The sequence below is a fragment of the Pseudomonas sp. SWRI50 genome (assembly GCF_014269095.1).
Classification (GTDB): domain Bacteria; phylum Pseudomonadota; class Gammaproteobacteria; order Pseudomonadales; family Pseudomonadaceae; genus Aquipseudomonas; species Aquipseudomonas kermanshahensis.
This window is the reverse complement of sequence record NZ_JABWRW010000009.1, coordinates 97934-111405: the sequence shown is the minus strand read 5'-3', so window position 1 is coordinate 111405 and position 13472 is coordinate 97934. Positions and strand designations below refer to the sequence as shown.

Below are 13472 nucleotides of genomic sequence, written 5' to 3'. Positions count from 1 at the left end.
AGCGCCGCTAGCGAGGCCAAACAATGGCCGCTCCCACAGTGTCCGCGCATGCCCTGTAAATAGGGACATAACGCGGTCGCTGTAGGAGCGGCCCCGGCATTCTTAAATGAACACCAGCCGACCATGACAACGATCGCTCATTCTCCCTGCGCCCCTTCAGGGTGCAAAGTGGCCTGAAATAAAAGCCTTTATGCACCACCCGTAAGCGTCCAGTGCTAGCGACTACCCCTCAATACGCTTGGATTACAGTTGGCGTGGAAGTTGCTGGCATTTTGATATCTGTGTCGCTTATGGTGAACTTAATGTCGCTTTCAAGTAGTTCCATGCAGTTGTCATCGAGCGAGCGGGGCTGGCTGCCCTGGTTCGGCAAAGCCGGCAAGTTCAGCATGGGGTGGGCGTGCCGCCTCAATCGTTCGAACTATGGAGAAATCGAGCAGACGTTCGAAGCCATTGCCCAAACGCGGGTGCAGTTGCTGCACAACTGGGCGCGCGAACAATGGGATCACTTGGCAGAGTTGGCGGAATACCTGGCAGCAGACTTCGCTCATGTGCAGCCTTCGGCACTACTCGACAAACTGGCACAGGCCGAAGACTTTTCCGAACTGAGTGTGATCGACTGCACGGGCAACGTCAGGGTATCCACTTGGCCAAAGCGTGGCAGCACGCAGATCGAGCAGCTCGCGGCGTTGGCCCATGGTTTGAAAGCGCCGTTTCTTCACGGGCCCTACAGCGACCCGTTGACCTTGCAGATCGGCCCATCCTCGTCGCGTTTTCACGATGAGGTGACGCTGATGTTCTATCAGCCGATCAGGCACGCGGGCAAAGTCTTGGGTTGCCTGTGTGGTCGGGTCCCCAATGATGTGGTAGGCGACCTGATCCAGCGCGAGGCCGGGCATATCTATGCCGAGTCGGGCGACAATTACCTGTTCATGGTGCAGTCACGCTTCGACCCGACCGTGCAGCCAGGCACCGCCTTGTCCCGTTCGCGCTTCGAAGACAGGACGTTTACCCATGGTGAAAACCTCAAGAGCGGCGTGCGTACGCCCTGGAGCACTGTGCAGGTGCAGCGCCATACCGAGTTGGAGCTGCGCTTCACCGACCCCGCGACGCGTGAACTGCACCCCGGCGTGCGGGAAACCATACGGCGTGGCGCCAACCTGTTCGTGACGTACCCGGGTTATTCGGACTACCGCCATGTGCCCGTGGTCGGCAAGGGCGTGACCTTCCAGTTACCAGGGTCGCTCGACCGTTGGGGCATGATGTGCGAGGCAGACTTGGAGGAGGTCTACCGCCGCCGTTCGCTGAGCTACCGGTTGATGAAACCCTACGTGGCGAGCATGGTTGGGCTGTTCGGCTGTAATTACCTGGTGCAGCATTACGCCGGATTACCACAGGGGGTGAACGACGCCATCCAGGCCCTCAGCATGGTCGGCGCTACGCTGCTGTTCGGCGTGCTCGGGCCCAGGCGCCTGGCGGCGAGGTTGAACGGCATGAGCGGTGTACTGCGTACCATCGCCGAGGGTGAGGGCAACCTGCGCCAGCGCCTGGACACGGGCGCCCTGGCCAATGACGAGAGTGGCGACATGGCGCGCTGGATCAACAGTTTCATCGACCGCTTGGATGCCGTGGTGGGGCAGGTGGTCAAGGCCAGCCGCACGGTTGGCAGCACCAACCAGATGATGCTCGGGCGCAGCCAGGAAGCGAGCGTGAGCTCTGTCGAGGTGGCCGACGCGGTGCACCAGATGATGATCATCATGGAGGAGCAGCTCGGTGAGCTGCAGCAGGCGTCGGTCAGCGCCGAACAGATGAAGCAGGCCATGGACGAGGTGGTCAGCCGCGCCCGCGAACAGTACCTGGCTGTGCAGGCGGGCACCCAATCGATTCGCGATGTGGTGGCCCGCTCGGCCTCGAGTGTGCAGCTGCTCGACAACCGCATGGCGCAGATTGGCAATATCACCGGGCTGATCAGCGACATCACCAACCAGACCAACTTACTGGCGCTGAATGCCGCCATTGAGGCGGCACGGGCGGGCGAGCATGGCCGTGGGTTCGCGGTGGTGGCCGATGAAGTGCGCAGCCTGGCGGCCCGCACCGCGCGGGCGGCCGACGATATCCGGCACATGGTCGAAGGCCTGCAGAACGAAACGCAGCAAGCGGTGAGTTTTATGGAGGAGGGCGTGCAGAACGTCGATGATAGTTTGCGCCTGGCCGAGGATGCATCGTCGGAGAACGTGCAACTTCACCAGGCGGTGGAGGGCATGTTCGCCATCATCCAGCAGCTCAACCGCCGCAGCATCGAGTACGGCAAGACCATTGAGCAGGTTAACCACTCCTCCAGCGAGATGCGCCAGACCGCCGTGGTGCTGCAAAACAGCGCGCAGAAGGTGAAGGTGGATGCCGGCAAGCTGCAGAAGCTGGTGGGGCAGTTCGAGGTCAGCGGTGATGGCGAACGGGTCGCTGCCGCTTGAGCGCCGACGGCGCCTCACTCAACTAACCCAGAATTCGTATAAACGCGCGAATTCTGGGTTGTCCGCTGCCAATTAGAAGTAGGTGGTTATCCCGGCAAAATACGCCCGACCGGGCACGTAAAAGCTGGTCGAGTCATCACGTGGGTCTTCATCCAACAAGTTCTGCACGCCGACGTTCAGGGTCAGCCAGCGGGTTGCTGACCAGTTGGCGGTCAGATCGTACGTGGTGTACGACTTGACGAAGTCGGTGCCCAGGCCGCGTTGCTTGCCCACGTGCTGAGCTGACAATTCTGTGCCGATCCGTTCGGTGATCTGCCAGTCGATGGCGCTGAACAACGACAGCTTCGGCGAGCTGATCAGGTCTTCACCGGTCGACAGGTTGCGGCTTTCGAGCATGTAGGTGGCGTTGGTGCGCCAGCTGGCATTTTCCCACAACGGCACTTTGGTGCTGCCTTCCCAGCCGCGGGTGCGGGCTTCCTCAGCATTTTCAAGCATGGTCCACCAGCGGCCCTGGAAATACCCCAGCGGCGCGTACTCGATTTTGTCCTCGAAGTCGGTGTGGAAGTAAGTGAGGCTGGCCTCCCAACCGTCGCGGTCGAAGGAGACACCAATCTCCTTGTTGGTGCTGATTTCTGGGCGTAGGTTCGGGTTGCCGGCCATCCAGCAACTGCCGGTGACGTAACCCAGCGGGCGTAGCGATGTACAACCGCGACCGCCCGAGTTGGTCGCCGCGCCAGCACTGCCTTCTTTCAGGCTGGGGGCACGGAAACCTCGTGACACGCCACCGCGCACCGTCCAGTCAGGGTGAGGGTGATAGACCAGGTAAGCACGTGGGCTGTTATGGTTGCCGTATTCGTCGCTGTGGTCGAAGCGGTTCCCCAACGTCAGCGACAGGTTATCGAGCAGAAACAGCTCGTCCTCGACGAACAGCGCAGAGTAGTCGCCCTCAAGATCCGCGCCGCCCACCGCTGCCCCTTGGTAATCAACGGGTACGGTGCCCAGCGTGTCGGTGTTGGTCAGTTGCTCACGCTTCCACTGGCCGCCAACGGTGAGGCGCTGGTTTACCAACAGGTCAAACGGGATGTTAAGGCTACCCTCGACGATTTTTTCTTCCGAGTTAGCCTTGCCCTCGCTGAGGTCGTTGTTGAACTTGTTCAGGTAAGCGTCGATGCGCGAGGTGCCAAAGCCCCAGTCGCCGTGGTGGGAGACCACGAAGCTATCACGGGTGAGGCGTCCGGCACCGAAGGCTTCACCTACCGTGTCACCCCAGTCGCCGTAGGTTTTCTTCGACGACCACGAACGCTCGACGCCTTGGATCGCTTCGAAGGACAACTCATGGTTTTCGTTGATCTGCCAATTAAGCAACGCGTTGACGCTGTGGTCTTTGGCGCCGCCGGCGCCGTCGTTGTAAACGAAGTCACCCAGTGCGTCGAGGCGCGGCGCGGTTTCGTCGGCAGCGCGCCGAGTCAGGTTGGCGCCCAGGCGCAGCCCCAGGGAGTCGGTGACAGGGCCAGAAAGGTTAACGCTGGTCTGGTTGGTCTGACCACGGTCGGAGTCTTCCGGGATCGTGGTGTTGACGTTGAGCGAGCCGCTCCACTCACGGGACACTTTGCGGGTGATGATATTGATCACGCCGCCCATGGCGTCTGACCCATACAACGATGACATCGGCCCGCGCACGATCTCGATCCGCTCAATCATGTTCGGCGAGATCCAGTTGATGTCCTGGCGACCCAGATCACGGCGGTAATTCGTGTCGGCTGAACTGCCGACGCGTTTACCGTCCACCAGGATCAAGGTGTATTTGTCGTCGAGGCCGCGCAGCTTGATTTTCGACTGCTCGCCCACCGGGCCGTAGCCCCCGGTGACGCCGGGTATGCGGCGTAGCAGGGTGTTCAGGTCGTAGACCGGCTGTCGCTCGATTTCTTCCCGGGTAATGACGCTGACACTGGCCGGCGCGTCGCGCACATCAGTGCCGCCGCCCGTGGCGGTGACGAACGAAGCTTCCAGTTCTGTAGCGGGGAGCGGTTCAAGCTCATGGGCTTCCTCGGCCTGGACGGCAGTCGCGGTGAGCAGTGCGACGGTGAGCAGGGCACGGGAAAAAGGTGGGCATGGCATCGTGAAACAGTCCTTGTCGAGCGGTTGGATTCCAGGGGCAGAATGCAATCGGGGCAGGACACTAACGCAAATGAGAATTGTTTAAAAGAAAATGTTAAAAATAATTTACTGAAAATTTACAAAAAATTGACCCAGCGAAGGGGCATTCCAGGCTTGCAGCCACGGCTACCTGACGGCAGGCCGTTACCGGCCCGCACACCAAGAATCTGACAGTCCCGAAAGAGCGTTCAGGTCGCGATCAATCCACCCAGCGCCACAGCGGCTCATCTAACAGCCCAACACCGCGCAGCTGCGTTTGCCCCTGGATTTTCTCCAGCTCCAGCACATTGCAGCCGTCACAGGCCGACAGCGCCTCGATCAACGGGGCGCTGTGGGATACGACCCAAACTTGGCTACGACGCGAAGCGCGAATGATCAACCGCGCTAGCGCAGGAAGCAGGTCAGCATGCAAGCTGGTTTCCGGCTCGTTCAGCACCATCAACGACGGCGGCCGTGGCGTCAGCAGTGCTGCCATCAACAGCAGATAACGCAGGGTCCCATCCGACAATTCAGCACCCCCCAGCGGGCGCAAAAGCCCGTGCTGATGGAGCTGTACGCTGAACAGCCCACCCGGCGGTGCATCAATCGCCAGGCGACTCCCGGGAAACGCGTCATCCAGTGCCGCTACGAGGTCCTCAACCTCACCAATCTCGATGATGGTCTGCAATGCCGAGGCAAGGTTGCGCCCATCGTGATGCAGAACCGGCGAGCGAGTCCCGAGCTGTGGTTGACGGCAAGGCGCGTCACGGTCGATACGGAAGTGATCGTAGAACCGCCAGCTGTTGATGAACGCCCGCAGCTCCCCGATCTCGGGTGCCTGGCGTGGCCGGCCTACGATGTTGAAAAAGCTCTCACAGCTGTCGGCATGTTGATCGAGTACCGTCCAACTGTTTCCCTCCCGGGCACGAACCATCGCGTTTTTACGTTCAACCAGCAAGGACGATGGCCGGTACGCGCCGGCGGCCCAGATGGCTTCGGTTTTGATCTCGGGGTCGAGCATGAATGCGCTGGGATAGGGCAGGGGAATCGGCAGGCCGAGTGAGATGGCAAAGCCGAAATCCTCGGTGGCGAAGCCGAGGCGCAGGCGTTTGGCGTCGCTCGGGTGCTGGCCTTGGATGGGCACTTCACCGCGCTTCATCCGTGCGCTCATCTCAGGCCCCGCCCACCAGGTCGAATCCAGTCCGCCTTCGCGAGCGAGCGCTTCGATCACGCCGCCCTGGGCGGTTTCGGCGAGCAGGCGCAGGGCTTTGTACAGGTTGGATTTGCCGCTGCCGTTGGCACCGGTCACCAAGTTGAGTTGGCCCAATGGCAACACAAGGTGGTTGATCGAGCGGTAGTTACCGATGGCGAGGGTGGTGAGCATGCGGGGCGTCCCAGCTTGAACTGAGTGGCCGATTGTGGCGGAACTGGAGCGGCCTTACTACCGCTCAACGTGGGCCTTTTCTTGAAACGCTGGGGCCGCTATGCGGCCCTTTCGCGGCACAAGGCCGCTCCTACAGGGGGCGGCGTTGAGCCTGTTACTCTGCCGTAATGCCGCCCCTGAAGCAGCGCCGACTCAGATCCACACGTCGTTCAAGGCTGTGCGCTCACCCCCTTCATGGCCGGTATTCAGCACGCCGCGTGGCTCGATCATCATCAGTTTCGCTTCGCCCTGGGCCGCTGTCCTGTGCTCTACCCCACGTGGCACCACATACAGTTCGCCCGGGTTCACATAGACGCAGCCCTCGGGTAGGTCGATGCGTAACGTGCCTTCAAGCACAAGAAACGCTTCGTCGGTCTCTGGGTGCGAGTGCCAGATGAATTCACCCTCGATTCGCACGACCTTGAACTGGTAGTCGTTCATTTCGGCGACCACCCTCGGGCTCCACTGTCGATCGATCAGCGAAGCCTTTTGGGCCAGGTTCACAGGTTGCAAGTTGGCATTGGTCATGACGGATCCTCTGTAGTTGAGGTAGTCAGCCTATCGAACCCGAAGCGCGCGGCGCTTGTACGATCCTGCAAGTCAGCGCGCAGGCCGCAGCCGTTCCAGCCAGCGCAAAGGCGACACGCCATAGCTGCGGGTGAAGTGCCGGGTCATGTGGCTTTGATCGTGAAAGCCCGCAGCCAGGGCTGCATCAACCAGCGTGAAGCCATCCAGCATCAGCCGCCGAACAGTGTCCAGGCGCCGCAGCGTGACAAAGCGATAGGGGCTGGTGCCGTAAAGGGCGCGGAAGTCCCGTGACAAGCTCCATTGCTCGCGCCCGCTGGCCTGTTCGAGCATTTCCAGGGTGATGCCCAGGTGCAGGTGCTCCATGATGAATGCCCGGGCGCGCTCGGCCGAGCGATAGTCCAGGCGTTTGCGACCACGTGGCTTGCCGCCGACCGCACGCAAGGCCATGGCCAGGTCGTAGACGGCGTCCTGCTCTTCCAGTGTTTCCAGGGGGTGGTCCAGTGCCTGCACGAAGGCTTCACTGGCGCGGTACAGGCGCGGATCGCTGGACAGCCCGCCAGCAATGAAGGGTAACGGCTCACCGCTGAGCACGTTTTGGATCAGCGCCGGGTCGATGTAGGCCATGCGGTAGCGAAAGCCCGCCTCCGTGCCGGCCATGCCGTCATGCACTTCATCAGGGTGCAGGACCAGCGTATTACCGGGTACGCCGTGGCACAGTGCCCCCTTGTAGTGAAAGCTCTGCACGCCGGCGAGGGTGCGGCCGATCGAATAGGTGTCGTGACGATGCGGATCGTAGCCATGGCTACCGAACCATGCTTCGATCCGCTCTACGCTGCCGGGTTGAGCGCTGCGTATGACCCAGTCAGAGGTGGCTGCGTGGGCTGTTTTACGTTCCATGGAGGGGCTTTCCTGCCGGGTTCCGTGCGTGACGGTCGCTTGAAAACGGTTGCCTACTGATTAAAGCTGCACTCAGGTCAGAGGCCTGAACCCCTGAGCCAGATTGGGGGTCCTAGCGTACAGAAAACCGAACCAAGGAGGGTTATGTCCAACGTGAAATGCACCCAATCGCTTATGCTATTGCTGGCAGCGGCCACGCTCGCCGCCTGCGTCCCCTGGAAGCGCGAGCGCCCCGCCTACGCAGACCTTTGCCAATCCGAATTTCAATTCAAAGTGCCAGGCCCGCAAGGGGAGACCACCCTCTACCTGGAAACCTACCTCTACGACCACGCCGCCCACTGGAGCGACCGGCCAATCGAGCAAGTCCTGCACGTCGAGTACCCCGGCGAGAAGTACGCGCGGCGTGAATTCTATGTGCAACTGATCGCCTACAACAAAAACCGCCAGCGTCCGTCGTCCAGCTCCACCCGCGGCGAGCCGCCGATCCCGATCCTCTACGACAGCCGCCAGGCCTCTATCACCTTCGAAGATGGCTCACGCCTGCAGGCGCGGCCCGAGGTGTACCTGGGCATCGACAAAACCTACGACTATCCGCTCGTTTACCCAACCGCCGCGCGCCCATCGCCCTACGACATCAACAGCGACGAAGTACACCGCAACATCCCCAAGATCACCAACAACAAACGCTACGGCTCCGCTTATGTGATTTTCCAGACGGACAAGTTCGATGCCAATTCCAAGTGGACCATCCACCTGGGCGCGCTGGAGGTTCAAGGCCAGAAGCTGCCGATTCCACCGATCAAACTCTGCTACCAACCTGTGAAGAAATGGATCGGTATCGAGCCTTTGATGCGGCCATGAGGTAATGCGTTTATCGGCATGGAGGGGCAATCCACCGCCGTGGTGCTGCGCCCCTATATTTGAACTGCCCAACTGCAGGGGTGCCTAAAGAACATCAACCAGAGGGTAGCAAGATGACTGAGCGCAAAGACGACCAGAAGCAACAAAGCCAAGTACCGGCGCATTCCACGGAAGCGGAAAAGGCCAAGCTTAAGGACAAGAACAAGGATGGAATCCCGCCGGGTGCTGAGTGAGGCTGAGCGGTTCGGTGTCGTCGTGCACACCGGGGCGAAAACTTAGCTAACCTCACTGGATCTGGTGGGGCATTACGACAAAAACGATCAGGGGTCGGGTGATGAGGCGTGAGATTCTGGTTTTACTACTGGCAGCGTCCGGCGCAGCCCAGGCGGGCATTCCGCTACTGAATGCGACATGTCCGGGCAACATTGAGGTCCATGCCGACAGGGGCGGTCCGGTTTATATCAATGGCAAGGAAGGCAAGCTGAAGACCTTCAATGATAACTACTTCGAAGCTAAAGGCAGTGGGGTGACGATTTCGTTGTCCATCAACCCTGACGGCTCGGCGGATGTCTCGTACACCGGTAAGAACAGAGCCAATGGTGTTTGCCAGGTCAAGGAATAGAAATTCCAACCGTTTCACTGAAAAAGGATGTCGCAATGGCCAAGTCACACGCGTTGATTGCCGCAGTCACTTCAGTGGCGCTGTTAGTGGCCTCTGCTGCTTCGTACGCCGATCCGGGTAACGGTAACGGCAATAGCAAGGGGCATGGACAAGGCAAGGGTCAGGCGCAGCACTCCCAGGGGCAGGGCAATGCGGGGGGTAAGAAAAACGGCTCGCAGGCTGGTGAGTGGCCGGGTGGTCCATCGATAGACCGGGGCGATGTCCTCGGCATCTTGAGTGGCCACCGCAGCTATTGGAACCCTGGCGCTGCATTGCCGCCCGGCATTCAGAAGAACCTGGCGCGGGGGAAGCCTCTGCCGCCGGGCATCGCCAAGAAGCTGGATGGCAGATTGCTGGGGCAACTGCCTCACTATGAGGGTTACGAGTGGATGCAGGCGGGGGTAGATTTGATACTCGTGGCGGTTGCTACCGGGATTATTTATGAGGTTGTGAACGGGGCGTTTGATTGAGCCGCCCATAAGACGCCACCTGTACCCTTTTCTCTTTCTTTCCCATCTCAGGTAGAGCTTGCTATCAGGGAATGGTCGGCGTAGCGCGAGTTTTAAAGTGAGGGCAGCTGAACCGCTGCGATGGGCTTCACGGCATCTCCAGCGCAAGGTCTAGGTTGATCTCACACAAAACGCGATCCGCCTGAAGGGTCAAAGGCTGGAAGCGTTTTCTGCATGACAACCGTCCGCTCCTCCCCATAAAACGCATCCCGCACTGTGCAAAACCCCAACCTTGCATAAAACCTTTCCGCCGTAATGGAGGAGGGCACACGCAACACCTCCAGCCCACGCGCAATCGCTTCATCTTCAATCACTGCCATCAGCTGTTTCCCGACCCCAAGCCCTTGATGCTGGGGTTCGACAAACACACTTCTGACCACATCCCCGTCAAGACTGGCCGTGGCAATCACCTCATCCTCAATCAATGCCACAAACACCAACCGCCGAGTCAGCATCTCAAGAATGGCCGCCGTACTGAAAGACGCCTCGATGCGCGAGATAGTCTCGGCATCATAGTCAGCCGCGTTCGACTGGCGTAAGGCCGCTATCACGACTCGGCTTATAACCCCGGCGTCGTCTGCATTCGCCAAGCGAATAGGGCAACTCACTCTCGCGCCCTCAATGCACGCGACTGAGTTTCCTTCGCCAACTGAATGGCCGCATTGATCGCAGCACGCGCTTGGGGGCTGTTCTTCCAGCATGTCGAGCCAACGGCCGCTGATGCCTGGGCCAAAATGTCATCGACATTCGCTTCGCTAAGCATCGCCAGCGAATCAATCCCCATCTGCTCAAGGCGAGCGATAACGGTTGGCCCTACGCCCTTGAGGGCCAGTAATGCTGTGTGTTCCGTCAGTGGAAATGGCATCCGTAAACTCCTGTTATCGGCAAATGCTGCCGCTGGAGTTTACCAACTCGCTGGCCTGCTGGGGCTAATCAAGTTTCTCCAGTGCGTTGCTTTGTGGTGTTTCCAGCGGCTGTTTCGATAACCGCTTCGGCCCACTTCTGTTTGCCACCCCAAACGGCACATGCACCATCGGCAGGTCGCCGGCCGGTGACTGCAGGTGGCTGCGTTGATCATCGAAGAACACGTGGGGTTTGAGAATCGACAACACCCGGGGTTTTTCCATCCCGCCTAGGAAGAAGCACTCATCCGGCGACACACCCCAATCCTTCAACGTGGTCACCACCCGCTCGTGCGACGGCGCGTTGCGCGCGGTCACGATGGCGATGCGCAAGATGCGTTTGTAGTTCGGGTCTTGTGCCAGCTTCTGGTCTTCGAGCGTGCGAATGTGGGAGAGCTTGCGGTACAGGTCCGCCAGTGGCCCGGGCTGGTGGGGGATGGCCTTGCGGGCCCGCTCGTGGGCCTGGAAGTCGTCCAGGTTGTCGTTCTGCTTGTACACGCTTTCCGCTTCGTCATCGGCGATCACGCCGTCAAAGTCGAAGGCCACGCGCAGCTCGGTGTCGATCTCATCGTCGTAAATGCGCGTCGGCAGCACCAGGCCAGCGGGGTAGCTGGCGTCGATGGCGCGCTGCACGTCGTCTTCGTTGGCGCTGAGAAACAACGAGGCGTTGAAGGCCGGGATGTACTCGTGGGGCGAGCGGCCGGACATAAAGGCGGCGCGGGTGATGTCCAGTTGGTAATGGCTGATGGAGCGGAACACGCGCAAGCCCGTTTCGGGCGAGTTGCGCGAGAGCAACACCACTTCCACGGGAAGTTGGTCGGGGAAGGCCTGGTTGATGCTGAGGAAGCGGCGAATGAACGGGAACGCAACGCCCCTCGGGAAGGGCTCATCCAGGTTTTGCTCTTGGTGCTGGCGGTAAGCCTCGACGCCGTCGGCCTTGTAGATGTCGTCAGACACGGTGAGGTCGAAAAGTGCACTGGAGGCCACGCCAATGACCAGCTTGTGTTCGATGGGGTAGGGCATTGAGCGTGCTCCTTGAGGGGTGCAGGTGACGAGTATACGGGTATGCAGGCGGGTGATAGTTAATTGGGGCCGCTCCTCGCCCCTTCGCGGCCAAGCCCGCTCCCACAGGGAGGCGCATGCTTGCAAACGCGGCACAGATCATTAGCGTTGCCATCGTTAGGCTACTATGTATAATCCCGCCGAAACCCGCATTCCAGAGCGGTTAACCATGGAAAGGCAAGTTTCTTGATGCGTTTCTAGCCGATGCCCTCCAGCGGCACTGCCTGCCATTTTGCGCATTGCATTAACTCCGTTGCATCCAGGCCATTGCTGGGCGTTGGCGAAGCCATGCCCCGCAACAGGCTGCACGCATTTCAACAAGGATATTCATGAAAAAGCGTTTCGTTCTCTGTGCCCTGGCCTCCGCCTTGGCAGGTTGCAACTCCGAATACAACTTCGACGAAGTCACCAGCTACACCGGCACTGTCGGGTCGCCGCATGCGCTGTACCTGGAGCGCAAGTCGGGCGAGCGGTTGAACGGCACCGTGGTGCACAAGGTGGGTGACCGGGTGCTGCAGGCGTTCAAGGTCGAAGACGGCAAAGTGGTCGGGGAATGGAAGGAGTTCGACCAGGACGGCAAACTGCTGGTTGAAGGTCAGTTGCAGGACGGTGCGTTCGTCGGGCCCAAGAAAACCTGGTGCAAGGGCGAGTTCGCCGATCACCTGGACAACGTCATCACCCTCGAGGGCGGGCGCCGCAGCGAGCAGCACTACGACTGCGCCACAGGCTTGCAGGTCAGTGACAGCACAGAGATCCCGACCGTTGATTTCCGCAAGCGCGCGATCCGTGTCGGCACCCAACGCGAGTGGAAGGTGGTCGATGGCCAACAAAAGCTCACCTTGCTGGAAACCTTCGCCAGCGATGGTTCCGGCAAGCTCGATGGCCTGGTGGAGCACTATGACTACCAGGGCACACTGAAGGACCGCGCGACCTACAAGGCTGGCGAGCTCGACGGCGTGCGTGAGACCTGGACGTCGTTCACTGATGGCACGTCGCTGCCGGCCACAAAGGTCGAGTACAGCGCAGGTAAAAAGAACGGCCTGTACGAGGTGTACTTCATTCGCGGCTGGCCTGCCGGCACGGTGTCCGAAAAGGGCAGCTACAAGGACGACAAGCAGGCTGGTGTGTGGGTCAACTATCAGCCTGGCTCGGCCCAAGTACGTGATGTTGATAGCCCGCCAGACACCTCGCCCATGGCTATGCGCCTGTGGGACGCCGCCCAGGGCCAGGCGCGTACGTCGGACTGGGCAAAAGAGATCAAAGACCTCGACGCCTTCGCCTACCTGCTGAAAAGCGCCGGCATCAATGTCAATCAACGCCTGCATTACGAGAACAAGCCGCTGATCACCGTGGTCGCCGATAACGCCTATGACTACTTGATCTCGGTAGGCGCAGACCCGATGGGGCGGGATATCAACGGCAACACGCGCCTGATGAACTGCCTGGCGGGCAGCGACTACAGCTCGTGCAGCTTCGCGCACATGATCACCCTGGCGGGCAAGGAAGACCTGAAGGCGCACAACGTCTACGGCGACACTGCGCTGTCGGTGTTCTGCCAGCAAGCCGGCAGCCTGCAACGCCGCCGTGGCGCCGGCCAGCAGCCTGAAGCGCTGTTCCAGGCACTGCTCAAGGGCAGCGACGTCAACGCCAAGGCCTACGGCGGCGAGACGGCCCTGCATGCCTGCATGGCCCAGCGTAACCACAGCTACGCCGACGCGCTGGTCGCGGCGGGCGCTGACCTGAATGCAGCCGATGTCGATGGCACCACGCCGGTGGCCGCGGCCTTCTTCGACAGCTACAACCTGGCGGCAGCCGGGCAGCGCGTGGGCTGGTCCGAGAATGTGATCCGCTTCGCTGCCAGCTATCAGGGCAAGTCCGACTTCACCTTCGACACGCCGCTGGCGGCGTTCGGCAAATCGATTCGCCAGCTGGTGCTGGAAAACGGCGACACAGCCTCGGCGATGTTGATCGACTCCCTGGTGGGCACCGCCAAGGGTTGATTGTTTCTTTCAGGATTTACAGACA

General features: G+C 60.4%; 12 protein-coding genes. 5 read left to right on the top strand and 7 right to left on the bottom strand.

What is annotated here, in order from left to right:
• Nucleotides 1-290 precede the first annotated feature (290 nt).
• Complete coding sequence (locus tag HU750_RS12305; protein ID WP_514132421.1) at nucleotides 291-2468, top strand: methyl-accepting chemotaxis protein; 2178 nt, start codon at nucleotides 291-293, stop codon at nucleotides 2466-2468.
• Nucleotides 2469-2540: 72 nt separating this feature from the next.
• On the opposite strand, the gene HU750_RS12300 is transcribed toward HU750_RS12305, so the two are convergent.
• The 4 genes from HU750_RS12300 to HU750_RS12285 form a co-directional block, all read right to left on the bottom strand.
• Entirely contained in the window at nucleotides 2541-4586 is a 2046-nt protein-coding gene (locus tag HU750_RS12300; protein WP_186679895.1) for a TonB-dependent receptor domain-containing protein, read from the bottom strand.
• Nucleotides 4587-4824: 238 nt separating this feature from the next.
• Nucleotides 4825-5988, bottom strand: a complete 1164-nt coding sequence (locus tag HU750_RS12295) for an AAA family ATPase (protein ID WP_186679892.1) — start codon at nucleotides 5986-5988, stop codon at nucleotides 4825-4827.
• Between the two features lie 192 nt (nucleotides 5989-6180).
• On the bottom strand, nucleotides 6181-6555 hold the full coding sequence (locus tag HU750_RS12290; protein WP_099428897.1) for a cupin domain-containing protein: 375 nt from the start codon (nucleotides 6553-6555) through the stop codon (nucleotides 6181-6183).
• Between the two features lie 72 nt (nucleotides 6556-6627).
• Nucleotides 6628-7452, bottom strand: a complete 825-nt coding sequence (locus HU750_RS12285) for an AraC family transcriptional regulator (RefSeq protein WP_186679890.1) — start codon at nucleotides 7450-7452, stop codon at nucleotides 6628-6630.
• Nucleotides 7453-7626: 174 nt separating this feature from the next.
• Between HU750_RS12285 and HU750_RS12280 the strand changes: the two genes are divergently transcribed.
• The 3 genes from HU750_RS12280 to HU750_RS12270 all read left to right on the top strand — a co-directional run bounded on the left by HU750_RS12280 (nucleotide 7627) and on the right by HU750_RS12270 (nucleotide 9444).
• A complete protein-coding gene (locus HU750_RS12280) occupies nucleotides 7627-8313 on the top strand; it encodes a hypothetical protein (protein WP_371918136.1) in 687 nt (228 codons plus the stop codon).
• A 334-nt stretch (nucleotides 8314-8647) separates the two neighbouring features.
• On the top strand, nucleotides 8648-8935 hold the full coding sequence (locus HU750_RS12275; protein ID WP_099454605.1) for a hypothetical protein: 288 nt from the start codon (nucleotides 8648-8650) through the stop codon (nucleotides 8933-8935).
• Between the two features lie 35 nt (nucleotides 8936-8970).
• The gene (locus tag HU750_RS12270) at nucleotides 8971-9444 is read left to right on the top strand and encodes an anti-virulence regulator CigR family protein (protein ID WP_186679884.1); all 474 of its coding nucleotides are present in this window, start codon (nucleotides 8971-8973) and stop codon (nucleotides 9442-9444) included.
• Between the two features lie 161 nt (nucleotides 9445-9605).
• Here the strand turns inward: HU750_RS12270 and HU750_RS12265 are convergent, their stop codons facing one another.
• The 3 genes from HU750_RS12265 to HU750_RS12255 all read right to left on the bottom strand — a co-directional run bounded on the left by HU750_RS12265 (nucleotide 9606) and on the right by HU750_RS12255 (nucleotide 11408).
• Nucleotides 9606-10091 (bottom strand): GNAT family N-acetyltransferase, encoded by a 486-nt coding sequence (locus HU750_RS12265; RefSeq protein WP_186679881.1) that lies wholly within the window; start codon nucleotides 10089-10091, stop codon nucleotides 9606-9608.
• Nucleotides 10088-10348 (bottom strand): Pathogenicity locus, encoded by a 261-nt coding sequence (locus tag HU750_RS12260; RefSeq protein WP_099454602.1) that lies wholly within the window; start codon nucleotides 10346-10348, stop codon nucleotides 10088-10090. Before HU750_RS12260 ends, HU750_RS12265 begins: the two co-directional genes overlap by 4 nt.
• 64 nt (nucleotides 10349-10412) lie before the next feature.
• Complete coding sequence (locus HU750_RS12255) at nucleotides 10413-11408, bottom strand: 5'-nucleotidase (RefSeq protein ID WP_186679878.1); 996 nt, start codon at nucleotides 11406-11408, stop codon at nucleotides 10413-10415.
• Between the two features lie 368 nt (nucleotides 11409-11776).
• Here HU750_RS12255 and HU750_RS12250 point away from each other — a divergent pair, with 368 nt between their 5' ends.
• Entirely contained in the window at nucleotides 11777-13447 is a 1671-nt protein-coding gene (locus tag HU750_RS12250; RefSeq protein ID WP_186679875.1) for a hypothetical protein, read from the top strand.
• Nucleotides 13448-13472 lie beyond the last annotated feature (25 nt).

What these genes read in the sequence shown, in the direction of transcription:
- HU750_RS12305 (WP_514132421.1), top strand. Translation starts at nt 291, where the DNA reads ATGGTGAACTTAATGTCGCTTTCAAGTAGTTCCATGCAGTTGTCATCG.
- HU750_RS12300 (WP_186679895.1), bottom strand. Translation starts at nt 4,586, where the DNA reads ATGCCATGCCCACCTTTTTCCCGTGCCCTGCTCACCGTCGCACTGCTC.
- HU750_RS12295 (WP_186679892.1), bottom strand. Translation starts at nt 5,988, where the DNA reads ATGCTCACCACCCTCGCCATCGGTAACTACCGCTCGATCAACCACCTT.
- HU750_RS12290 (WP_099428897.1), bottom strand. Translation starts at nt 6,555, where the DNA reads ATGACCAATGCCAACTTGCAACCTGTGAACCTGGCCCAAAAGGCTTCG.
- HU750_RS12285 (WP_186679890.1), bottom strand. Translation starts at nt 7,452, where the DNA reads ATGGAACGTAAAACAGCCCACGCAGCCACCTCTGACTGGGTCATACGC.
- HU750_RS12280 (WP_371918136.1), top strand. Translation starts at nt 7,627, where the DNA reads ATGCTATTGCTGGCAGCGGCCACGCTCGCCGCCTGCGTCCCCTGGAAG.
- HU750_RS12275 (WP_099454605.1), top strand. Translation starts at nt 8,648, where the DNA reads ATGAGGCGTGAGATTCTGGTTTTACTACTGGCAGCGTCCGGCGCAGCC.
- HU750_RS12270 (WP_186679884.1), top strand. Translation starts at nt 8,971, where the DNA reads ATGGCCAAGTCACACGCGTTGATTGCCGCAGTCACTTCAGTGGCGCTG.
- HU750_RS12260 (WP_099454602.1), bottom strand. Translation starts at nt 10,348, where the DNA reads ATGCCATTTCCACTGACGGAACACACAGCATTACTGGCCCTCAAGGGC.
- HU750_RS12255 (WP_186679878.1), bottom strand. Translation starts at nt 11,408, where the DNA reads ATGCCCTACCCCATCGAACACAAGCTGGTCATTGGCGTGGCCTCCAGT.
- HU750_RS12250 (WP_186679875.1), top strand. Translation starts at nt 11,777, where the DNA reads ATGAAAAAGCGTTTCGTTCTCTGTGCCCTGGCCTCCGCCTTGGCAGGT.